Annotated in this window: 23 protein-coding genes and 1 pseudogene; 13 read left to right on the top strand and 11 right to left on the bottom strand. The window is 55.7% G+C overall.

Features of this window, described 5'->3' with window-relative positions:
- From H4J77_RS19800 to H4J77_RS17295, 5 genes and pseudogenes are all read left to right on the top strand, one after another.
- Positions 1–278: hypothetical protein (locus tag H4J77_RS19800; protein WP_220469414.1), on the top strand; the 278-nt coding region annotated here is incomplete at its 5' end.
- Positions 275–1,546: pseudogene (locus H4J77_RS20010) on the top strand (OprD family porin). The gene H4J77_RS19800 and the pseudogene H4J77_RS20010, both read left to right, overlap by 4 nt.
- 150 nt (positions 1,547–1,696) lie before the next feature.
- A complete protein-coding gene (locus tag H4J77_RS17305; protein ID WP_123890821.1) occupies positions 1,697–3,430 on the top strand; it encodes a proline--tRNA ligase in 1,734 nt (577 codons plus the stop codon).
- Positions 3,430–4,134, top strand: coding sequence for a hypothetical protein (locus H4J77_RS17300; protein WP_182249678.1), 705 nt, complete (start codon positions 3,430–3,432; stop codon positions 4,132–4,134). The genes H4J77_RS17305 and H4J77_RS17300 overlap by 1 nt, the downstream gene beginning before the upstream one ends.
- 6 nt (positions 4,135–4,140) lie before the next feature.
- A complete protein-coding gene (locus tag H4J77_RS17295) occupies positions 4,141–4,704 on the top strand; it encodes a lytic transglycosylase domain-containing protein (RefSeq protein ID WP_182249676.1) in 564 nt (187 codons plus the stop codon).
- Positions 4,705–4,743: 39 nt separating this feature from the next.
- Here H4J77_RS17295 and H4J77_RS17290 read toward each other — a convergent pair whose 3' ends face one another.
- Genes H4J77_RS17290 through H4J77_RS17280 form a run of 3 tightly spaced genes read right to left on the bottom strand, consistent with a single transcriptional unit; the run spans position 4,744 to position 6,749 of the window.
- Positions 4,744–5,001 carry an acylphosphatase gene (locus tag H4J77_RS17290; RefSeq protein WP_235869772.1) on the bottom strand — a complete coding sequence of 86 codons (258 nt, stop codon included), beginning with the start codon at positions 4,999–5,001 and terminating at the stop codon, positions 4,744–4,746.
- A 42-nt stretch (positions 5,002–5,043) separates the two neighbouring features.
- Positions 5,044–5,481: a TlpA disulfide reductase family protein gene (locus H4J77_RS17285; RefSeq protein ID WP_182249674.1), complete on the bottom strand. Its 438-nt coding sequence runs from the start codon at positions 5,479–5,481 to the stop codon at positions 5,044–5,046.
- Entirely contained in the window at positions 5,481–6,749 is a 1,269-nt protein-coding gene (locus H4J77_RS17280; RefSeq protein WP_182249672.1) for a YihY family inner membrane protein, read from the bottom strand. The genes H4J77_RS17285 and H4J77_RS17280 overlap by 1 nt, the downstream gene beginning before the upstream one ends.
- A gap of 102 nt (positions 6,750–6,851) precedes the next feature.
- Between H4J77_RS17280 and arsC the strand changes: the two genes are divergently transcribed.
- From arsC to H4J77_RS17265, 3 genes are read left to right on the top strand one after another with little or no spacing between them, the layout of a single operon-like run.
- Positions 6,852–7,205: an arsenate reductase (glutaredoxin) gene (arsC, locus tag H4J77_RS17275; RefSeq protein WP_182249670.1), complete on the top strand. Its 354-nt coding sequence runs from the start codon at positions 6,852–6,854 to the stop codon at positions 7,203–7,205.
- On the top strand, positions 7,202–7,819 hold the full coding sequence (gene wrbA, locus H4J77_RS17270; protein ID WP_182249668.1) for an NAD(P)H:quinone oxidoreductase: 618 nt from the start codon (positions 7,202–7,204) through the stop codon (positions 7,817–7,819). The genes arsC and wrbA overlap by 4 nt, the downstream gene beginning before the upstream one ends.
- A complete protein-coding gene (locus H4J77_RS17265) occupies positions 7,812–8,228 on the top strand; it encodes a DUF2069 domain-containing protein (RefSeq protein WP_123890829.1) in 417 nt (138 codons plus the stop codon). Before wrbA ends, H4J77_RS17265 begins: the two co-directional genes overlap by 8 nt.
- Before the next feature lie 12 nt (positions 8,229–8,240).
- Here H4J77_RS17265 and hda read toward each other — a convergent pair whose 3' ends face one another.
- The 3 genes from hda to H4J77_RS17250 form a co-directional block, all read right to left on the bottom strand.
- On the bottom strand, positions 8,241–8,954 hold the full coding sequence (gene hda / locus H4J77_RS17260; RefSeq protein WP_123890830.1) for a DnaA regulatory inactivator Hda: 714 nt from the start codon (positions 8,952–8,954) through the stop codon (positions 8,241–8,243).
- The gene (locus H4J77_RS17255; RefSeq protein ID WP_182249666.1) at positions 8,954–10,063 is read right to left on the bottom strand and encodes an AI-2E family transporter; all 1,110 of its coding nucleotides are present in this window, start codon (positions 10,061–10,063) and stop codon (positions 8,954–8,956) included. The genes hda and H4J77_RS17255 overlap by 1 nt, the downstream gene beginning before the upstream one ends.
- 71 nt (positions 10,064–10,134) lie before the next feature.
- Positions 10,135–11,322, bottom strand: coding sequence for a DUF2066 domain-containing protein (locus H4J77_RS17250; RefSeq protein ID WP_182249664.1), 1,188 nt, complete (start codon positions 11,320–11,322; stop codon positions 10,135–10,137).
- A gap of 221 nt (positions 11,323–11,543) precedes the next feature.
- On the opposite strand from H4J77_RS17250, the gene purM reads away from it, so the two are divergent.
- From purM to H4J77_RS17235, 3 genes are read left to right on the top strand one after another with little or no spacing between them, the layout of a single operon-like run.
- Complete coding sequence (gene purM / locus H4J77_RS17245; protein ID WP_182249662.1) at positions 11,544–12,608, top strand: phosphoribosylformylglycinamidine cyclo-ligase; 1,065 nt, start codon at positions 11,544–11,546, stop codon at positions 12,606–12,608.
- A 4-nt stretch (positions 12,609–12,612) separates the two neighbouring features.
- Entirely contained in the window at positions 12,613–13,272 is a 660-nt protein-coding gene (gene purN / locus H4J77_RS17240) for a phosphoribosylglycinamide formyltransferase (RefSeq protein ID WP_182249660.1), read from the top strand.
- A 10-nt stretch (positions 13,273–13,282) separates the two neighbouring features.
- A complete protein-coding gene (locus H4J77_RS17235; protein WP_182249658.1) occupies positions 13,283–14,038 on the top strand; it encodes a DUF3108 domain-containing protein in 756 nt (251 codons plus the stop codon).
- 81 nt (positions 14,039–14,119) lie between these two features.
- Here the strand turns inward: H4J77_RS17235 and H4J77_RS17230 are convergent, their stop codons facing one another.
- The 4 genes from H4J77_RS17230 to H4J77_RS17215 all read right to left on the bottom strand — a co-directional run bounded on the left by H4J77_RS17230 (position 14,120) and on the right by H4J77_RS17215 (position 18,656).
- Entirely contained in the window at positions 14,120–15,343 is a 1,224-nt protein-coding gene (locus H4J77_RS17230; protein ID WP_182249656.1) for a 3-hydroxyacyl-CoA dehydrogenase, read from the bottom strand.
- 171 nt (positions 15,344–15,514) lie between these two features.
- Positions 15,515–16,849, bottom strand: coding sequence for a tetratricopeptide repeat protein (locus H4J77_RS17225; protein ID WP_220469410.1), 1,335 nt, complete (start codon positions 16,847–16,849; stop codon positions 15,515–15,517).
- Positions 16,850–17,154: 305 nt separating this feature from the next.
- Positions 17,155–17,631 carry a helix-turn-helix domain-containing protein gene (locus H4J77_RS17220; protein ID WP_123890838.1) on the bottom strand — a complete coding sequence of 159 codons (477 nt, stop codon included), beginning with the start codon at positions 17,629–17,631 and terminating at the stop codon, positions 17,155–17,157.
- 53 nt (positions 17,632–17,684) lie between these two features.
- Positions 17,685–18,656, bottom strand: coding sequence for a nitronate monooxygenase family protein (locus H4J77_RS17215; protein ID WP_123890839.1), 972 nt, complete (start codon positions 18,654–18,656; stop codon positions 17,685–17,687).
- Between the two features lie 333 nt (positions 18,657–18,989).
- Between H4J77_RS17215 and H4J77_RS17210 the strand changes: the two genes are divergently transcribed.
- The gene (locus H4J77_RS17210) at positions 18,990–19,289 is read left to right on the top strand and encodes a hypothetical protein (RefSeq protein WP_182249652.1); all 300 of its coding nucleotides are present in this window, start codon (positions 18,990–18,992) and stop codon (positions 19,287–19,289) included.
- Positions 19,290–19,536: 247 nt separating this feature from the next.
- Here H4J77_RS17210 and H4J77_RS17205 read toward each other — a convergent pair whose 3' ends face one another.
- Entirely contained in the window at positions 19,537–20,136 is a 600-nt protein-coding gene (locus tag H4J77_RS17205; RefSeq protein ID WP_182249650.1) for a TetR/AcrR family transcriptional regulator, read from the bottom strand.
- A gap of 107 nt (positions 20,137–20,243) precedes the next feature.
- On the opposite strand from H4J77_RS17205, the gene H4J77_RS17200 reads away from it, so the two are divergent.
- Positions 20,244–20,543, top strand: a complete 300-nt coding sequence (locus tag H4J77_RS17200) for an NAD(P)-binding protein (protein ID WP_310735007.1) — start codon at positions 20,244–20,246, stop codon at positions 20,541–20,543.
- The last annotated feature ends 70 nt before the right edge of the window (positions 20,544–20,613 follow it).

Raw genomic sequence — 20,613 nt, 5'->3', positions numbered from 1 at the left:
AAGCTGAGGCCTTGGGCATGACTAACTTGAATGGTGGCACGCTCTGCAACGCTGAGTTCGGAATAAGACATAGGGCAGCACCGTACCGGAAAGGTCAGGTGTTGCACTCAGTTTTTGCCGCCGCCCTCTATAACGTTGTTGTAACAAGATACTGTTTTTGCGGCGCTTGCTTTAACATATTTTGCTTAAATGCTTTAATGTCCTGCGAAAACAAGAATTTCAGGGCTGCCAAAAGCCTAGTTGTTTTGCATTTTTTCTATCAAGGAGCACACCGATGAAAAACGTAGTTAAATGGAGTTCGCTTGCACTCGCGGTCGCAGCCGGTAACGGCATGCTGGCCAGCAGCGCAATGGCAGAAGGCGAAGGGTTTATTGAAGGCGCTTCCGCGACCCTTTACAACCGCACCGTTTATTTCAACCGTGATTTCCGCAATGGTCGCGACAACAACGGCATAGGCAAGCGCGAAGAGTCTGCTACCAGCCTCCTGATGAACTTCGAGTCTGGCTTCACTCAAGGCCCAATTGGCTTCGGTGCTGACGTTATCGCTTCCATGGGCATCAAGCTGGACAGCGGTCGTGGGCGCTCCGGCACAGGCCTACTGCCTGTCGACGGCAACAACGATGCCGATGACGAATACTCAGAAATCCGTGGCGCAGTTAAGATGGCCATCCTGGACGATACCGTACTGCGTTACGGCGTTCATATGCCAGAAAACCCAGTTGCCGCTTACGACGACGCCCGTTTGCTGCCCAGCCATTATCAAGGCTACAGCATCACCAACCAGTCTATCGATGGCCTCTTCGTTGAAGCCGGTCGTCTGACCGACCGCAGTGAAATGAATCAGCCCAACGAAACTGACGGCGCAATCACCGATGGTGACGACCTGACCTACCTCGGCGGTACTTACACTTTCACCGACAACCTGAGTGTAACTTTGTACGGCGCGGAAGCTGAAGACTTCTACGACCGCTACTTTGTGGGCGCTGACTGGACCATGCCACTGGGCGATGATCTGAGCCTGAACACCAACTTTGCTTACTACGACACCAGCGATGAAAATAGCTCGGATGGAGAAGAAGTAGACAACTAGGCAGCATCTCTGGCCTTCACTTTGGGCGCTGGCAACCACGCCTTTGGTGTTGCTTACCAGGAAATGAATGGTGACGCAGGCTACTACTACACTGATGGCGACATTTTCCTGGCCAACTCTATCCAGTATCTGGATTTCAACGCCAAGGACGAGAAGTCTTACCAGGCTCGTTATGACTACGACTTCGCAGGCATGGGTATTCCCGGCTTGAGCTTCATGACACGCTACATCAAAGGTGATGACATTGACGTAGCTCCTGGCCTTTCCGACTCTCGCTGGGAACGTGATAGCGAGCTGAAGTACACTGTACAAAATGGTACTTTGGAAGGTCTCAACATCCGCTGGCGCAATGCGACTGTACGCCAAAATGTCGGCACCGGCACTAACGGCCGAGGCGTTAACGGCGACGTCGACGAGAACCGTCTGATCGTCGGTTACACCTGGAACCTGCTCTAAGCAACCAGGCAGTATAAAAAACCCGGCTCAGGCCGGGTTTTTTTATTTCTCTTTACCCCTGCCAAGTCATGCCGACAGGCTATACGGCTCCCCGACACAATCGTACAATACCCGCAATATCTGCCCGCAATTTCAGGACAAACCCCGCCCATGCGTACCAGCCAGTATCTTATCTCTACTCTGAAGGAAACCCCTTCCGACGCCACCGTCATCAGCCATCAGCTAATGCTGCGAGCCGGTATGATTCGCAAAATCGCCTCCGGACTTTACACCTGGCTGCCGATGGGATTGCGCGTGCTGCGCAAAGTCGAAGCCGTGGTGCGTGAAGAGATGGATAAGGCCGGCGCACTGGAAGTGCTGATGCCGGCTATTCAGCCTGCTGAACTATGGCAGGAATCAGGTCGCTGGGAGCAGTACGGTCCTGAGCTGTTGCGCCTGAAGGACCGTCATGACCGCGATTTCTGCGTAGGGCCGACCCACGAAGAAGTGATCACCGACCTGGTCCGCAACGAGATATCCAGCTACAAGCAGCTGCCGATAAACATGTATCAGATTCAAACCAAGTTTCGTGACGAAATTCGTCCGCGTTTTGGCTTGATGCGCGGCCGCGAATTCCTGATGAAGGATGCTTACTCCTTCCATCTCGGCCAGGAGTCGCTGCAGCAGACCTATGACGCAATGTATCAGGCCTACTGTAATATTTTTTCTCGCCTGGGTCTGGATTTCCGCCCGGTCGTTGCCGACAACGGCTCTATTGGCGGCGAAGGCTCGCACGAGTTCCACGTCCTCGCCGAATCAGGTGAGGATGCCATCGTGTTCTCCGATAGCGGTCACTATGCCGCCAACATGGAAAAAGCGACTGCCCAGCTGCCACAGGGCGAGCGCCCTGCTCCGTCACAGCAAAAAACACTGGTCGACACCCCCGACCAACTGACCATCGCCGCCGTCAGCAGCTTCCTGCAGCTGCCTGCCGAGCAGTCAGTCAAGACCCTGATCGTGTTGGCCGCAGAGGAAGAAGACAAGCCGCAGTCGCTGATTGCACTGGTGCTGCGCGGCGATCACGAGCTGAATGAGATCAAGGCTGAAAATCATCCTGCGATCATGTCCCCGCTTACCTTTGCGAGCGAGCAGCAGATAATTGCAGCCATTGGCTGCAAGCCTGGTTCCATTGGCCCAGTCGGCATGGACATCAAGGTCATCGCCGATCACAGCGCCGCTCACCTGGCTGACTTCGTCTGCGGCGCCAACCAGGATGGCAAGCATTTCACCGGCGTTAACTGGGAGCGTGATGCGCACTTTGATGAAGCTGCTGATCTGCGTAATGTCGTCGAGGGCGATACCAGCCCTGATGGCGACGGCACACTGGTCATCAAACGCGGTATCGAAGTGGGGCATATTTTTCAGCTAGGTCAAAAGTACAGCCAGGCAATGAACTGCACCGTGCTTAACGAAAATGGCAAGACGGCCACCCTGACCATGGGCTGCTATGGCATTGGTGTTTCTCGCGTAGTCGCCGCCGCCATCGAACAGAATTACGACGACCGAGGTATTCTCTGGCCCGATGCGCTAGCCCCCTTCCAGGTGGCTCTGATACCGATGAAGCTGGAAAGCTCCGAGGCGGTTAAAGAAGCAACCCTGGCGCTATACGATGGGCTAAGCAAAGCTGGCATCGATGTACTACTGGACGACCGAGACAAGAAAGTCTCCCCCGGGGTCAAGTTTGCCGATATGGACCTTATTGGCATCCCCCATCGCGTCGTTATCAGTGATCGCGGCCTCGCTGACGGTCAGCTCGAGTATAAATTCCGCGGAGACAAGGAAGCGACCACCGTTGCAGCTGATGCCATGCTTGATCATTTACTGACCCGGTTACAGCAAGCCTGATGAACACCTCGAACCTGTCACCAGGGTATGCTCGTCTGGCCTGGGCCGGCGCAGTACTTGTTCTGCTCCAGGCGTGTGCAGCGCAGCCAGGGGGTAATGAGCCGACCAGCGGTGGCATTGAGCGCGAGCTGGTCAGCCACAGCCTCAGTATTGACGCTGGCGAGCCCAAGGTTATGGATACACCGCATCGCAGTATCAAGGTGACCGAGAGCCGACTGTATACGGTGACTCAACTCGATAGCGCGGGCAACCCGATAGACCAGCAGGATCAGTTTCAGAGTCTGCCCTGGGCCAACCAACGGGTAAACCTGGCAATCGGCGAGGTGCGCGTCAGTCGCCAGACTGATCAGGATGGCCAACTGCGGTTGAACCTGTTGGATGAAGACTTCGTCGGGCTCAACTTTGACGAAGTGCGTATCATCCGACTGACCGCCATTGCTGAACCTGGCGTACAAACGGAAACGACGCTACTGGTAGATCGTGGCCTGCGCGGCAAGCTGCAGGAAGCCGAGAAGCTGATTTACGACAACCTTGAAGAGGATGATGTAAATCAGTGGGTGCATCGCGTACAGCGGCTAGCCGCTTTGGGGCTCAACGAGGAGTCAAGCCAGCTGGAGAACATGCTGATTTTGCTCACCACCGGCGACCCCCAACTACAAGGTGATTTTATTCAGGCGCTGGGTGACGCAACAGCAGGCGAGTAACAGCTGATGCTATCACGGCTTGTTGTCCTTATATGGTCTCTGCAATTTAGCGCCTCGGTGCTGGCGACAGAGGCAGATCCGGAGCTAAAAGCGTCCTTGATGCGTACCATTGCGCAGTCGGAGAGCTTTCAGGATCGATTTGATGCCGAAGTATGGCTGATGGATATGTCCACCCGGCTAGCGCCCTTCATCAAGGATGAAGAAGAGCGCTTGACGCTGCTGCGCCTGACCCACCGGGAGGCGCGACGAGCCAACCTGAAACCTGACCTGGTTATCGCTGTCATGCATGCCGAGAGCTTGTTTGACCGCTATGCCCTGTCGCGCGTGGGCGCTCAAGGCGTCATGCAGGTCATGCCTTTCTGGAAAGCCGAGCTGGGCAGACAAGACGACAACCTCATAGATCTGGCAACCAACCTGCGCTACGGCTGCGCCATCTTGAAGTTCTATATGGACAAGGAGCATGGCAACCTTCGCCGCGCGCTAGCTCGCTACAACGGCAGCCTGGGTAGCAACCGCTATCCAGACAAAGTGCTCGATTACTGGTACACCTACTGGTATGTCAACGAATAGGTTGCACCTGCTTACTGTGCAACCCGGCCTCTGTGACATCTAGAACTGCACGAAACCTGCAATATCCTGCCAGGCGCACGTACTTGCAGCCAGCCCACCGACCTCCGCGCCTGACGGCCCTTTGCCAAGCCAAGCCAGCATCGCTTCGACCGCGTCGACCTCACCACACACCAGCGCAGAGACAGTGCCGTCGTCCTCATTGCGCACCCAGCCATCGACCGATAGCTGCGCAGCTTGTCGCACCGCAGCCTGTCTGAAACCAACGCCTTGCACCTTGCCAGAAATCTTTACTTGCATACAGAGAGAGCTCATTCAAACCTCACCAGATTGATCAGCGAATTATTGCAGCAGCGCTGCAATGTCGTCGTAGTGCTGCGGCCCTCGCAAGGTATGCACCAGCTCACCTTGCTCATCAAGAATGTAGGTGGTGGGCAAGACCGCTGGCTTTTCCAGCCCCAGGTCAGCAGCAAAGTCATGACCTAGCACGGCAAACTCAATACCCATCTTTTCAGTCGCAGCCAGTAACGCATCACCCTTGGCCGCATCAAAGTCGATACCGATGATCAGGGCGTGCGGAAAGTCCCGTGCCAGGCGGTTCAGCTCTGGCAGCTCTTCACGGCAAGGTGCGCACCACTGAGCCCAGTAATTAACCACCACACGCTTTCCCGTCAGCTGATCGCGAGTCATGGTATTTCCGTGCTGATCCAGCCATCCCGGCGCATCACAGGCCGACAATAGGCAGATCACCAGTAGCAGAGTACTCCTGATAAACAGCATCAGCACACCTTTTCCATAAGCTGCTCCGGCTCGGCCCTGGCCGGTTGCGGGTCAATCAACCAGTGTTTCACACTACCTTTCAAGGCACTGCGCCTTGCTTCATCGGCATTTGCAAGCGCTTCACTAAACACCGGAAACCATTCCCCAGCCCCCAAAACCGCAGCAGGAAGGTTCTCGTTGGTCAGCATTGGCTCGGGCATACGTTCTAGCAAGCTGCTCAACTCCAGTGTACCGAGGTCACGACACAACACATAAGAGCCTTGCTGAGTACGAGTGATAATCTGTTCGCTCTCAAGCCATTCGGTCAAGCGTATCCATTGATCTTCGTGCAGCGACCAGCCGGTATCATTGACCCGCACCAAATCGACCTGATCGCCCTTGGCCTGCGCTTGCAGAAACACCCGCAGCACCACCAGCAGGTTGATCATCCAGGGATGCTCTGGCCGCCGCCAAGCCGCACCGCTTCCCATATTACTGACCACTTCAGCACCCAGCAGAATGATCACCCAACTGACATATATCCACAGTAGGAAAATAGGTACTGCCGCGAAGGCACCATAGATCAATTGGTATCCGGGAAAGAGCTTCACATAGAGGGTAAAACAGGCCTTGGCCCCCTCAAACAGCAGAGCAACAAACAACCCGCCGATGACACCGTGCTTGAGCGGAACACGGGTATTGGGCACCGCCACGAAAAGCAGGGTAAAAGCCGCTACGCTTAACAACAGGGGCAACCAATAGAGCACTAGCTGCCAGGCGAAAGCCAGCACCACGCCCTCACGCAAAAAGGACATTGAGGCCAGATAAGTACTGACCACAAACCCCGAGCCTAATAGCAACGGTCCCAAACTAAGCACCGCCCAGTAAAGCAGAAAGCTGCTCAGCCCACGACGTGGCTGACGAATACGCCAGATGTTGTTAAAGGCTTTCTCGATGCTGACGAGCATCATTAGCGCGGTCACCATCAACAAGGCAACGCCAACACCCGTCAACTGCCTGGCCTGGTCGGAAAACTCGCCAAGATGCTCTCGCAGCGCTGCGCCAGTGGATGGTACAAAGTTATTAAAAATGAACTCCTCAACCTGCCCACCTACCTGGTCGAATGCCGGGATGGCAGCCAGCATGGCGTAGGCTACGGTCATGACAGGTACTACGGCAAACAGGGTAGTGTAGGTTAGCGCTGCTGCGTTCTTGACACAGTTGTCTTCATTGAAGCGGCGCAAGAGGTGACGGCAAAAGTGCAGAAACACGTTAAGTTGGCGCGGCATTCAAGCTCCCTGACAGCGGTATGCATTAGCGCTTAGAATAAACCCCATCATAGGCTTAGGCCACCCGGCGCAACGCTACCCGCCTTTTTCAAGGAGAAAAGCATGTCTCAGGTAACCATTTACCACAATCCTCGCTGCTCCAAGTCCCGCCAGACCCTGGAGTTACTGGAGAACCAAGGCGCAGATATCGACATAGTGCGCTACATAGAAGAACCCTTGAGCAGTGCTGACGTAAGCGATCTACTGTTGCTGCTGAATATGAGCGCACGCGAGCTCATGCGCAAAGGCGAAGATACCTACAAGGAACTGAATCTGGGTAATCCCGAACTAAGTGAAGCTCAACTGGTGCAGGCATTAGCAGATTACCCACGACTGATCGAGCGGCCAATTGTGGTTCGCGACGGCAAGGCGGTTATAGGTCGGCCACCCGAGAAGGTATTGGAGTTGTTCGCATGAGCACTGCCTCACCTTATGTTCTAGTGCTCTACTACAGCCGCCATGGTGCTACCGCCGAAATGGCAAGACAGATCGCTCAAGGAGTAGAGCAGGCTGGACTGGAAGCCCGGCTGCGCACTGTGCCCTCGGTTGCAGCGGAAACCACCAGCAGCCTGCCGCAGGTTCCAGGCGAAGGCGCGGTCTACTGCAGTGAAGACGACCTCAAGCACTGTGCCGCGCTGATTCTGGGCAGCCCAACCCGCTTTGGCAACATGGCAGCGCCCATGAAGTACTTCATTGATGGCACCAGCAACCTCTGGTTAGCCGGCAGCCTGTGCAATAAGCCCGGCGCCGTATTCACCTCTACGGCAAGCTTGCACGGCGGCCAGGAAGCGACCCTGCTATCCATGCAGCTGCCATTGCTGCATCACGGCATGCTGCTGGTCGGCCTACCCTATACCGAGACGGCCCTGACCGAGACCCAAGGGGGCGGCACGCCCTACGGCGCCAGTCATCACGCTGGCAGCCAGGGCAAACGCGGCCTCGACAAGCACGAGAACGAGCTCTGCATTGCGCTCGGCAAACGAGTAGGCAGGCTTACTCGACAACTTGCAGCAGGTGCCGCCAGTGTCTAAAAAGCCGAAGTTACTGCCATCATTAAGCTATCTACAACCGCGTATCAAGATCAGCCGCTGGATTGCACTGATCGGTTATCTGGGGCTGATAGTCGTCATGCTGGGGTACAACCTGCTGTACGCTGATATGCACGGCGCCAACCCGGTGATCATTATCGCTGTTCAGCTCTTACCGCTATCGATATTTCTACCGGGCATTCTAATCGGCCATGTACGCACGCATGCCTGGCTGTGCTTTGCCATTAACATGTATTTTATTCAGGGCGTCTTGATCTGCTTTCAGCCTGGAAGGCTGAACTACGGATTACTTATGAGTGGGCTGAGCGTGCTCTACTTTATCGCCGCGCTGTACTTTGTACGCTGGTCGTTTCAGGCCCAGCGAGTAATAGCCGGGGAGCAATCGAGCTAAACGCTTCTTGCACTACCAGCCCATTTCGCGCTTGACGAAAGGAATCGTCAGCCGATGCTGGGCCTGCAGCGAGGCCTGATCCAGGCGCTCGAGCGCAGCAAAAAGCTCAACCATCCCCCTCGCGCCTCGGCTCAGGATATAACGCGCCACCTCGTCACTCAGTTGCAGGCCACGCTGCGCTGCGCGTAACTTCAGCACTTCCTGCTTGCCCTGATCATCCAACGCCTGCAGCTGAAACACCAAACCCCAACCCAGACGCGATGCCAGGTCAGGCAAAGCTAGTCCCAAGGCGCGAGGGGCTGCACTGGCGGCGATCAACAGGCGGCCGCCCTGCTCTCGCAAACGGTTATACAAATGGAATAGCGCCTCTTCCCAGTCAGCGCGACCCACCACCGCGTCGAGTTGATCAAGGCACAGCAGCTCAACTGACTCCATTCCATCGAGCAACGTCGGCGATTCGTCGGCAAGTTCATCCAGGGGCAAATACATGGCCAACCCATCGGCGTCAGCTACCGCGTGACAGGCGGCCTGCAACAAATGCGAGCGCCCTGAGCCTTCAGGCCCCCAGAGCAACAAGCAATTGTCCTGGGGTTCGCGCTGCAAATCAGCGAAATCAGCCACAGCAGCAACGACCGCATCATTGGGCCCGTGAAAATAATTCGCAAAGGTCGCTTCATCGCGCAGCTTGATGCCGAGCGGTAACTGTATCGGTTGCCCACCTGCCATTACTTCTGTTCCACCTCGTTCGACTCAACGTCTTCACTGACATCAGCTGCAACCGGCGCATGCCCATAAGCTGCGGAGTCGCGATAACGCTGATAGAAATGCCGCAGCAACACCATAATAACGGCTGCTACCGGCAAGGCCAGCAGGATACCAACAAAGCCGAACAGTTGCCCGCCCGCAAGGATGGCAAAAATCACCGCCACGGGATGCAAGCCGATACGATCCCCCACTAACAGCGGCGTCAGCACCATACCTTCAATCATCTGCCCAACACTGAATACCGCTACCACAGCGATCAGATGGAAAAGATCGCCAAACTGGAATACCGCTGCCAGCAAGGCCGCCGTAATACCCACAAAAAAGCCGAGATAGGGAACGATACTGGCGAGTCCGGCCAGCAGGCCAATCAACAAGGCCAACTCAAGACCGACCATCCACAAACCCAGCCAGTAAATGACCCCAAGACACGCCATCACCAGCAACTGCCCACGAATAAAGGCACCCAGCACCTCATCGCAGTCGTGCATCAGCTTGACCGTCAAGGGCTCATAATGGCGTGGAATCATGTCACGGCAGCGAGCAACGATCAGATCCCAGTCACGCAGCAAATAAAAACCTACCACCGGAATCATCACCAGATTCGCAGCGAACGTTATCAGCGCCATCGTCGACTTTGTCGCCTTGGCTACCACCGCAGCCAATACGCTGGTGGTTTGCCCCAGATGCTCTTTGAGACTGTCACGCACGCTATCGAGACGGAAATCACTGACGCTGATGCCCAGGCGCGCCTCAACCCATGGCAAGGCGGAATTGTGGAACCAGTCAATCATGGCCGGAACGTTATCGCGCAGTGTCGAAATCTGATGCCCCAACAACGGAATCAGGATAATCAAAGCCAGAATCAGCACACTGGAGGCCACGGTGAAGACCACCACCACCCCAAGGGTGCGCGACAAACCGCGCTCCTCCAGCCTATCCACCAGAGGATCACCAAGGTAGGCCAGCAGCATGCCAATCAGAAAGGGTGACAATATGGGCTGCAAGAAATAAATCAGGGTCACAACAACGACCAAGCCCGCCGACCAGTACCAACGGTAATCAGAGATCATATTCCATCCTTAGTTTTAGCTGAAACCGCTGCGCGCTCGTATACGCAAAGCCGACTGGCGGGCAGGATAACCTATCGCCAGCGGTAGTAAAGTGACTTGCGATTGTCCTGTGGTGAACTCGGCAAAGCGGGTGGCAAAACATCAAGTTCCTCCGCCTCTGGCGCCTCGATAGCATCAACCCCACCAGCACTTGCGGGTGACGCATCACCTGCAGAAACCGATTCTACCGCGTCAACCGAGCTATCAACCGTATTCGACACTGCAGGTTCAACAGGTTCAACAGGTGCATCCACCGCTATCAGGCGCTGATCAAGCATCAGCATACGTTGCAGCTGCGCTTCGTCTCCGGGGAAGTCAAACACAAACTCAACCTGGCTGCCCTTCATTGATACCAGTTTCGGCACATCCTGCGTGCCCATCTGCTGCAGCATCCGCTGCAGACGAGAGAATTTATCAAGACTGTTGATGCCGCTGACATGCAACCGCCAGCCCGTTAGCTGATCACTGGGTACGCTGGTCACCGCATATTGCGCAAAAACCGCATCGGCCAGCTCCTGCATCATCGTATCTGCGGCCTCGCGTGGGGTATCCGCCTGTACCTTGCCGGTCACTTTTTGATCGTTTAACCAGAGCGTCCACTGCAGGGCCCAAAGCTCATCAGCCTGTTTCACCTGCAGCGCCAATATGCCCTCGGCTGGATAGCGCGCGCTGGCCTCGGCCAATACCGCCTCATCAGCCTCAAGCACGTTGGCTTCGGCCACGCTGGTACGATCCTGCAGGTCGGCCAGCGGCTGGGTCAAGGCTACACCGCGGTAGGCAGCGACTTCGCGCAGCGCCTGCCCCATTTCACTGCTGGGCAGCAGAAACTCATCACCCAACATAGTCGACTGTACCGCCCAGACCAGGATGCCGGGACGACTAAGCCCCAGCATTGGCACATCCGCCTTGATCAATGCCTCACGCAACAACAAAGGGTCAAACTCGACACGTAGACTGCCATCCTCACCCATCGCATCGATACGCCGAGTGACATTGCTGGGTTCCGCCATCACCTCCGCCAGCGCGCCCTTATTCAGAGCAACACTGCTACCCGCCAGACGATGCAGCATGACGCGCGTAGCGGTACCCAGTTGCGCGCCCTCTTCAGCGTCCTCGGTCGCAGGCACATTAACCTGATAAAGCGTCTCCAGCACCGCCGCATTGGCGAAGACAGGCAAACAACACAACAAACTAAGCAGACAGGATCGCAGCAATGACATGGGAGACGTCCATCATGGTGGCTATACGCCGGTAACGGGGAGGTTTCGGCTTGTTATATCCCCCTACATTAAACAAGCCTTGGGTACGCAGCAACCGAAGCGCAGAAAGTCGCTTCGGCATGGCTCTGACCAGCATGAATTGCTAAACTAGCGCGCTATCCTGGCGAGAACGCAGAAACCCCTGCGCCAGCCACTTATTTTGCACAGCTTGAGACCACGCCATGAGCAGCCAGACGCCGTCCAAACCCTCTATCAGCTACAAAGATGCCGGCGTCGATATCGCCGCGGGCAACGCCCTGGTTGATCGCATCAAACATGTTGCCAAGCGAACTGCACGCCCCGAAGTCATGGGTGGCCTCGGCGGCTTCGGTGCTCTTTGTGAAATCCCCGAAGGCTACAAAAAGCCGGTTCTGGTGTCGGGCACCGACGGTGTGGGTACCAAGTTGCGCGTGGCAATGGATCTGGGCATTCACGACAGCATCGGTATCGATCTGGTCGCCATGTGTGTAAACGATCTGATCGTCTGTGGCGCCGAGCCACTGTTTTTTCTCGACTATTACGCCACCGGCAAACTGAACATCGACATCGCGGCCCAGGTAGTCACCGGCATTGGCGCAGGCTGCGAGCTGGCTGGCTGTGCTCTGGTGGGCGGTGAAACCGCCGAGATGCCCGGCATGTATGAAGGTGAAGACTACGATCTGGCTGGCTTTTGTGTTGGCGTAGTCGAGAAGTCCGAAATCATCGACGGCAGCAAAGTAGCCGCTGGCGATACCCTGATCGCGCTGCCCTCTTCCGGTCCGCACTCCAACGGTTACTCACTGATCCGCAAGATCATCGAAGTTGCCGGCATCGACATCCACAGCACCAACCTCGACGGCAAGCCATTGAGCGAGCTGCTGATGGCGCCTACGCGTATTTACGTAAAAGCACTGCTACAGCTGATCAAGCAAACCGGCAGCGTCAAGGCAATGGCCCACATCACTGGTGGCGGCTTGCTGGAAAATATCCCTCGCGTACTGCCGGCCAACAGCCGCGCTACCATTGACCTCACCAGCTGGCAGCGTCCGGCGGTATTCGACTGGCTGCAGCAACAGGGTAATGTTGATGAAACCGAAATGCACCGTGTACTTAACTGCGGCGTAGGCATGGTCATCTGTGTGGCGGCCGAGGCTGCTAAAGAAGCGCTGACGGTGCTGCGCAACGCAGGTGAAGAGCCCTGGATCATTGGTCGCATTGAAGACGGCAAAGAGGGCGGCGAGGCCGTCATACTGCAGCGCGGTAACTGATCCGGTGAGCTGTCGTATCGTGGTATTGATCTCCGGATCGGGTACCAATCTGCAAGCCTTGATCGACGACCTGGCGGAGCAACCTGCGCTGGCCAGCATCGTCGGTGTCGTAGCCAACAAGGTCGATGCCTACGGCCTGCAGCGCGCTGCGGCAGCTGGAATCGCAACCCGCGTGCTGAATCACCGTGACTTCAGCGATCGCGAAGGCTTTGACCATGCATTGCAGCATGAAATAGACGCCTTCAAACCCGACCTTGTGTTACTTGCCGGCTTCATGCGTATTCTCACCGCGCAGTTCGTCAGACATTTTCGCGGACGCTTATTGAACATTCATCCATCTCTGTTGCCCAAGCACAAAGGTTTGCAGACTCACCAGCGCGCATTGGATGAAGGTGACGCCGAACATGGTGCTACTGTGCACTTCGTCACCGAGGAACTCGATGGCGGCCCACTGATACTTCAGGGTCGTATCAAGATTGCCTCAGACGATGACGCCAGCAGCCTTGCAGCTCAGGTTCAGCAGTTGGAATATCGCCTATTCCCATTGGTAACCCGCTGGTATGCCGCCGGCCGTCTGCACCTTGATGAAGACCGGGCCTGCCTTGACGGCAGCCCAATAACAGCCAGTGGACTAAGACTGGAAGACCTCGAATCCGGCATATGAGACGACACTGATGCATCAGAGCCCTGCTTTTTCACGCCGCCTCACCCGCTCAATCCTCGGCCTAGCGCTGACCCTGAGCGCCAGCTTTGCCAGTGCAGCACCACTGGTTCCCTTCAGCGCCAGTTACGCGGCTGATATGAAGCGCATCCCCGTCAATGGCGAAGCACTACACAGCCTTGACGCCAATGCCGACGGGACCTGGAATCTGTCATTCACCGCCAGCATGTTTGTCGCCAAGCTGATAGAACAGAGCACCCTGCGCCAAGAGAATGACGTCATCCAACCGCTGAGCTATCACTACGAGCGCAAAGGCCTTGGCAGCGGCAAGGAAATCAGCCAGCGCTTTGACTGGAACAATGGCTTGGTCAGCGGCACTTATAAAGAAGAAGCTTTCGAGCTACCCACTGAGCCCAACCTGCTCGACAAAACCACCTATCAGCTGGCGTTGCAGCAGGATCTGATGGCGGGCAAGCAAGACATGCATTACCGCGTGGTGGATGGCGATGAAGTTGAGGATTATTACTTTCGGGTTGTCGGCGACGATCGCGTCACCACACGCGTCGGCCAATTTGACGCCGTTGAAGTTGAGCGCGTCCGCGAGCCTGATGCCAAACGCGAAACCACCCTATGGTTCGCCAAGGACTGGAACTACCTGCTAGTACGCCTTAGCCAGATAGAAACCGATGGCCAGCATTATCAGATCATGCTGAAGGAGGCCACGGTAGACGGGCAGAATGTGGTCGGAACGCCCGTTAGAACTGACTGACAGACCTGGCTGACCGTAACTGCAGACATAAAAAAACCGCATCAAGCCTGGCTCGATGCGGTTTTTTTTTCAGGCTGACAATCAGGCCTTGGTAAAGCGACCACCCGCTTCGGCCAGCTTGACCAGACCAGCAGCAGGCTTCCAGAACTCGCCACGCTCAGCTTCCAGCGCGCGAATCTCGGCCAGCACCTTGTCCAGACCCAGGCTGTCAGCGTAAGCCATCGGACCACCGCGCTCGGCCGGGAAGCCATAACCAAAGCGGTATACGCGATCGATGTCTTCGGCAGACTCTGCGTAGCCTTCGTCGAGGATGCGCGCACCTTCGTTGACCAGCGCCAGAATACAGCGATTGACGATCTCATCAGCGGAAACATCGCGAGCGGTATAACCGGCTTCTTCGGCTACTTCGCGCGCCATCATATCGGTTTCTGGATCGTGGATAGCCTGACGGCTGCCTTGCTCGTACTTATAGAAACCGTGACCACTCTTCTGACCAAAACGCTCCATCTCGCACAGCTTATTGTCCAGCCATACGATAGGTTCGCCGCGGCCCAGGCCTGCCAACTGACGTGAGCGCCAGCCCAAATCAACACCGACGACGTCATACATGCGGTAAAGCCCCATGGCCATGCCAAAGCCCTGCAGCGCCTGGTCAACTTCCCATGGAGTAGAACCTTCCAGCACTACTTCGCGTGACTGGCGTGAGTATTTTTCCAGCATGCGGTTGCCAATAAAGCCGTGGCAGTTGCCCGCCAGTACGGCCTCTTTGCCAATCTTGGTGCCGACCGCCAGACAAGCGTCCATGACGTCCTGCGCTGTGGCCTTGCCGCGAACCACTTCCAGCAGCTTCATGATGTGTGCAGGGCTGAAGAAGTGTAGACCCAGAACCTGAGTAGGACGCTTGGTCGCAGAAGCAATCTCGTCGATATCCAGATAGGAAGTGTTGGTCGCCAGAATGGCAGAAGCCTGCACCGCGCTGTCCAGCTCGGCGAAGATCTTCTTCTTCAGATCCATGTTTTCATACACGGCCTCAACCACCAGATCCATTTCAGCCAGATCCGCGTACGCCTGAGTGGTAGTGATGCGAGCAATCCGCGCTTGCGCTTCGGCGTCATCAAAACGCTCTTGAGCAACCGAGCGCTTGTAGACACTGGCGATATCAACCAGACCCTTTTCCAGCATCTCCGCGTTAACGTCGAGCCAGGTCACGGGATAACCCGCATTGACGAAGTTCATTACGATACCGCGGCCCATAGTGCCCGCGCCGATAACGCCAACTCGCTTGATACCCTCAAAAGAAGCCATCGCAGCTACCTCCAAATGAAATGAATGACCGCACAGCGGTCCAACCAATGTGAATTGTGGACCTACTTTCCGTGGAGCGATACATTACGCAAAATATCGCTCAATTAAAAACCCTATACGCTGATACGCATCATTCACAGAGTGAATAAAGATCCCTGATAGTAACGAGGCTCACAGCGCAGGGAATGCAGTATCCAGCTGCCACTCAACGGCCGCACGCTGAGCAGTCGTCAATTCATCCTTACTCAACTTTTCACCCATCAAATCGCGTGCTTCACGCGCATCCGGCAGCCCCTGAGCCGCACACAAGGAAAACAGTAGATAGGCCATGCGCTGGTTCCTGCGCATACCTTCACCATTCATATACATGATACCCAGATTGAACATGGCACTGGGCTCGCCCTGCTGGGCGGCGGCTGTATACCATTTAATTGCCGCCTGATTATCCTCTAGCATGCCCTCACCCTCGTCGTACATGACAGCCAGGTTGTACTGTGCGTCCCTGTTACCCTGTTCTGCCGACGCGCTGTACCATTTGATCGCTGCTGCGTTGTCTTCCTCAGTGCCTTCACCTTCGTCATACATGATCGCCAGGTTGTACTGCGCCGAGGCGTGCCCCTGATTCGCCGCGAACGCATACCAGTTGAGAGCTTCGGCGTCGTCTATCTCAACACCCTCGCCTTCGTCGTACATCAAGGCCAGGTTGTATTGAGCGTCCATATCGCCCTGCTCAGCTGAACGTCGGTACCACTGCACTGCCAGTTGATCATTTACCGGCACACCTTCGCCTTCGTCATACATCAACGCCAGGTTGTACTGCGCGGTGGCATCGCCCTGCTCCGCTGCTGCGGTGTACCAGCGCACAGCTTCACGATCATCGACTGGAACGCCCTCGCCCATGTCATACATCAGTGCCAGATTGAACTGGGCGTCGGCATGGCCCTGTTCGGCTGCTTTGCGATACCACTCTATTGCCTTCTGATCATTGACCGGTACACCCTCGCCCTCGTCATACATAAGCGCGAGATTGAACTGGGCATCGGCATGCCCCTGCTCGGCGGCACGCCAGTACCAGTCAATCGCTTTCAAATCATCGACGGGCACACCTTCACCCACGTCATACATCAGGGCCAGGTTGTACTGCGCACCTGCGTGGTTCTGTTCCGCAGCCTGGGTATAAAGCTCTATGGCTCGAGCGTCATCAAGGGTGACGCCTTGGCCTTCGTCATACATATAGCCCAGTGCAAATTGCGCCACAGCATCGCCCTGCTCCGCCGCTTTGGCATACCACTGCGCGGCTTTTTCATAGGACTGCAACACGCCGTCGCCATCGTAGAAATGATCAGCCAACTCACGTTGCGCACCCGCGTTACCTGCTTCGGCCTTGGGCACCAACAGCGCGACAGACGCACCACTGGACGGGTTCTTGGCATGCTCTGCGGCGTGCAATGGAGCAATCAGCGCAAAGCTCAACAGGGTTGCACTAGTAAGGTGTTTTATATTCATGTAAGGCAAATCCATATGGCGAATTCAGTAACAGTAAGCGAGTTCCTCGCTGTCGCCCGGGGATAATAACGCAGCCGGACCTGTTTTGGGACGCAAGCAGTCACTCTGCAAGCGCTGACCACGCGCCTCGGTGAGGCTCAGCAGTCATGCAGCATGCGCAACTGGCAGCGTTCTGGAAGTCAATGGGTCGGTCGAAGTAGCAATCACGGCGATCCGTCTAGGGCGGCGCCTGGAGCCTAATAACCCCTGCATCCAGGTTGCATGACACAGCAGGGAGAGCAGCAGCGCCGAAGCGCGACAGCATCTTAGCCAATCAACTCATGCACATGCTCGTCAGCGCCGGGACCGGCGACTGGCTGCACTTCCCAAGCCTTGAGCGGTCGCCCATCAGCAGACAGGACTTCGGCGCCATGCACTGGCTGCCCGGTCGCTTTCTCCAGCAGCAAGATGCGCTGTCCAATCGTATTGGGGCGCCACTTTTCTCCCCATTGCATCAAGCCAATCAACACCGGGTAAAGATCCATCCCCGCATCGGTCAAACGGTATTCAAAGGAGCGCTTGTCATCACGGCAGGGTACTTTTTTCAACACCCCAGCCTCGGTCAGTTTTTTCAGCCGGGCACTGAGCACACTACTGGAAATATCCAGCTGTTTTTGAAAGGCATCAAAGGTACGCATGCCATGAAAGGCATTGCGCAGAATAAGAAGGGACCACCACTCGCCGACGATATCCAGCGTCTGTGCGACGCTGCAGTCCATATGATTAAGCGGTGTTCGGGACATGCAGATCTCCAACAAGGTATTCCCCGGCTAGCGCCGGGGATACCAAAACGTATTTACAGCATGCCGCTCAGGCGCGCTCGAATAATCTGCTCAGCCTGAGCCATGATGCTGTCGATCAACTGCTGGCAGGTCGGTACATCGTGAATCAAACCCGCGACCATACCGCAAGACCAGGCGCCCAGTTCCATATCACCGTCTTTCATGATCTTGGGATAAACGCCGGCCACTTCGTCGATGATGTCGGTGAACTTCAGGTCCTTACCCAGGCGCGCTTCCTTCTCGAGGATGCGCTCAACTGCGGCGTTGTTCAGTACGCGCTCGGTGTTGCGCAGCGGGCGCATAACCAGACGCGTGTCCAGCTCGGAAGCAGCAACAATCGCCTGCTTAACATTCTCATGTACTGGCGCTTCCTGGGTGGCGATGAAACGCGTGCCCATGTTCATGCCTTCGGCGCCAAGCGCCATGGCGGCAACCAATGAGCGGCCATCCGCCATCCCACCAGACGCGACAAACGGAATCTCCAGCTCATCTGCCGCACGCGGCAACAGAATCATGTTGGGAATATCGTCTTCACCGGGGTGACCGCCACATTCAAAGCCATCAACCGAGACTGCATCGCAACCAATCGACTGGGCCTTGAGTGCATGCCTTACTGAAGTACATTTATGGATAACCTTGATACCCGCGTCTTTCAGCGCTGGCATATATTCCTGCGGGCTACGACCTGCTGTTTCAACAATCTTTACTCCGCCCTTGATGATGGCTTCAATGTAGCCAGGATAATCAGGCGAGTTAACCGTCGGCAGAAAGGTCAGGTTGACCGCGATAGGCTTGTCGGTCATATCGCGGCACTTGGCGATTTCATTAGCCAGGTCCGCTGCCGTGCGTTGGGTTAGACCGGTAATGGTGCCCAAGCCACCGGCGTTGGACACAGCAGCCGCCAGCTCGGCAAAACCGACAAAGTGCATACCACCTTGAATGATCGGGTGCTGAATACCAAAGAGTTCTGTTATGCGATTTTTCACTGTGGTCCTGCCTCTATCGAATGAAAATAAAAAGGGAGCACGACATCTGCCGAGCCAAAACTAACTTCGGATACAGAAGCTAATTTCTACCTATGACAAATGCAAGCCTGAATTTTTTTGTGCTTGATTACAGGGCATAGATCGGCCCAAAAGGTATAACTACGACACCTGCAAGCACCCTTTCGCAGAGGCTTTCGGCCACTTGAGCAACTGCCACATGACCTATCACTACATCAAGCAAAGCGCACGCAAAGTGAACACCCAATGAATTTTTGGTGAACTCTCACGCGGCTCTGTTGCTCTATTACAGTGCACCTTACAAGGAGATTGTATATGAACACGCATATGAAACTGTTAAGCACTGCCCTGTTCTCTGTAGCCATGCTGGGCGCTTTGCCCGCCTCCGCCGACAACCACGGCGATGAGCACATGGATACCCATGAGAGCGCAGTCAACACAGGTCAGCAAGGTGAAGACAAAACCTCCGAACACCTTCCAACCCAACGCGACGCCGGTGATGAAGTAGAAGCTGGTTCAGTTGGTACTGACAATGTTGGCAACGCCAGCAAGCACGCTGACTCAACTGTAGACGGTCCTGACGGCGTCAACGGTGGCGGCGCAACCGCACAGTAAATCTGGCGGTCGATACCCCGCCTGCCTCTGATGGCAGGCGGGGTTTTTATTGCCTGAATTCTGCCTAATCACATACCGGCCAGGCAGGCATCGACTTCATAGAGCCATTGCGTTATCCAGAAGCAGACCAGGCCCAAGCGTTATCCAATGGTCTTAACGATGACGCGAACCAGGTCTTTCATTTCCAGCAGCCGCGCGTAAACGGCCCTATCCCGGTCGAGCCTGAGCACATAATGGCGAAGCGGGGTTAAGCCTTGGAACCACTCTGCACGCGGCGGCTAATGATGCCGTCGACCAGCATCTCCACAGCCTCCATCGCACGCTCCTTCCAGCAACGCATATCGACCAGCTCCGCCACGGCATGATTCTTCAGACCAACAAAACCATGAATCAAGGCCCAGACCTGCAGCGCGACGTCAGATTTTGACTCGACGCTGGCATCTGCGGCGAGCAGATCACCCACCAACTCAGTTAATCGCGCAAAACCTGAAGCGGCCACTATGCGGGCTTCATCACAGGGCTGATAACTGTCATCCAGCTTGCCGAAGATCAGCCCGTAATGCGGCTCGTATGCTTCAGCGGTATCCAGGTAACGGCGCGAAGCCAACAACACGCGCTCGCGCGCAGAGTCTGCCAGTTCATCAACAGCCAGGGCTTCGATGACCGCGCTAAAACCTTCTATGTACAGCGCATCCAAAATTCCCTGCTTACCCTGAAAGTGACTGTATATGCCAATGGTAGAAACCCCGGCACGAGCCGCAATTGCGCGCACGCTGAGCGCAGCAGTCCCACCCGCGAGAAATAACGCCGAGGCGGCGTCGAGAATTTTACGTTTCGAATCATTCATCCGGCGATTGTACTTGACTTTGCATAACACCGTTATACTATCGACCAGGCATAACACTGTTATAGCGCAATTTATTTTATCCCGAAGACGGGAGCAGGAGTAAAACCGTGAGCGAACAACAACTAGAAGCGGATTACCTGATAGTCGGCAGCGGCGCAGTGGGTATGGCCTTCGCCGACACGCTGCTGACCGAGTCCGATGCCAGTATCATCATCGTCGATCAGCACCAACGCCCCGGTGGCCATTGGAATCTGGCCTATCCTTTTGTCACCCTGCACCAACCATCCGCGTTTTATGGCGTCAGCTCCCGCGAGTTGAGCAAAGGCCGCAAGGATGAAGTAGGGCTAAATAAAGGTTCATCGCGGATTAGCGGGAATTTAGTAGGGACGGCGGACAAGCTGGGTTAAGTTTGGGTCACCACAACACCAACCAGACCCAACTGCCGCCGTCGCTATGGATGCTAAACTTCTTGACCTC

This window comes from Pseudomonas sp. 5Ae-yellow (genome assembly GCF_014077575.1).
GTDB classification, from domain to species: domain Bacteria; phylum Pseudomonadota; class Gammaproteobacteria; order Pseudomonadales; family Pseudomonadaceae; genus Halopseudomonas; species Halopseudomonas neustonica.
This window is presented reverse-complemented; position numbering and strand designations above follow the sequence as displayed.

What these genes read in the sequence shown, in the direction of transcription:
- H4J77_RS17305 (WP_123890821.1), top strand. Translation starts at nt 1,697, where the DNA reads ATGCGTACCAGCCAGTATCTTATCTCTACTCTGAAGGAAACCCCTTCC.
- H4J77_RS17230 (WP_182249656.1), bottom strand. Translation starts at nt 15,343, where the DNA reads ATGGCTTCTTTTGAGGGTATCAAGCGAGTTGGCGTTATCGGCGCGGGC.
- hda (WP_123890830.1), bottom strand. Translation starts at nt 8,954, where the DNA reads ATGGCAGGTGGGCAACCGATACAGTTACCGCTCGGCATCAAGCTGCGC.
- H4J77_RS17290 (WP_235869772.1), bottom strand. Translation starts at nt 5,001, where the DNA reads ATGCAAGTAAAGATTTCTGGCAAGGTGCAAGGCGTTGGTTTCAGACAG.
- H4J77_RS17250 (WP_182249664.1), bottom strand. Translation starts at nt 11,322, where the DNA reads ATGTCATTGCTGCGATCCTGTCTGCTTAGTTTGTTGTGTTGTTTGCCT.
- H4J77_RS17300 (WP_182249678.1), top strand. Translation starts at nt 3,430, where the DNA reads ATGAACACCTCGAACCTGTCACCAGGGTATGCTCGTCTGGCCTGGGCC.
- H4J77_RS17210 (WP_182249652.1), top strand. Translation starts at nt 18,990, where the DNA reads ATGAACACGCATATGAAACTGTTAAGCACTGCCCTGTTCTCTGTAGCC.
- H4J77_RS17220 (WP_123890838.1), bottom strand. Translation starts at nt 17,631, where the DNA reads ATGTCCCGAACACCGCTTAATCATATGGACTGCAGCGTCGCACAGACG.
- H4J77_RS17295 (WP_182249676.1), top strand. Translation starts at nt 4,141, where the DNA reads ATGCTATCACGGCTTGTTGTCCTTATATGGTCTCTGCAATTTAGCGCC.
- H4J77_RS17205 (WP_182249650.1), bottom strand. Translation starts at nt 20,136, where the DNA reads ATGAATGATTCGAAACGTAAAATTCTCGACGCCGCCTCGGCGTTATTT.
- arsC (WP_182249670.1), top strand. Translation starts at nt 6,852, where the DNA reads ATGTCTCAGGTAACCATTTACCACAATCCTCGCTGCTCCAAGTCCCGC.
- H4J77_RS17255 (WP_182249666.1), bottom strand. Translation starts at nt 10,063, where the DNA reads ATGATCTCTGATTACCGTTGGTACTGGTCGGCGGGCTTGGTCGTTGTT.
- H4J77_RS17235 (WP_182249658.1), top strand. Translation starts at nt 13,283, where the DNA reads ATGCATCAGAGCCCTGCTTTTTCACGCCGCCTCACCCGCTCAATCCTC.
- purM (WP_182249662.1), top strand. Translation starts at nt 11,544, where the DNA reads ATGAGCAGCCAGACGCCGTCCAAACCCTCTATCAGCTACAAAGATGCC.
- H4J77_RS17225 (WP_220469410.1), bottom strand. Translation starts at nt 16,849, where the DNA reads ATGAATATAAAACACCTTACTAGTGCAACCCTGTTGAGCTTTGCGCTG.
- H4J77_RS17285 (WP_182249674.1), bottom strand. Translation starts at nt 5,481, where the DNA reads ATGCTGTTTATCAGGAGTACTCTGCTACTGGTGATCTGCCTATTGTCG.
- wrbA (WP_182249668.1), top strand. Translation starts at nt 7,202, where the DNA reads ATGAGCACTGCCTCACCTTATGTTCTAGTGCTCTACTACAGCCGCCAT.
- H4J77_RS17280 (WP_182249672.1), bottom strand. Translation starts at nt 6,749, where the DNA reads ATGCCGCGCCAACTTAACGTGTTTCTGCACTTTTGCCGTCACCTCTTG.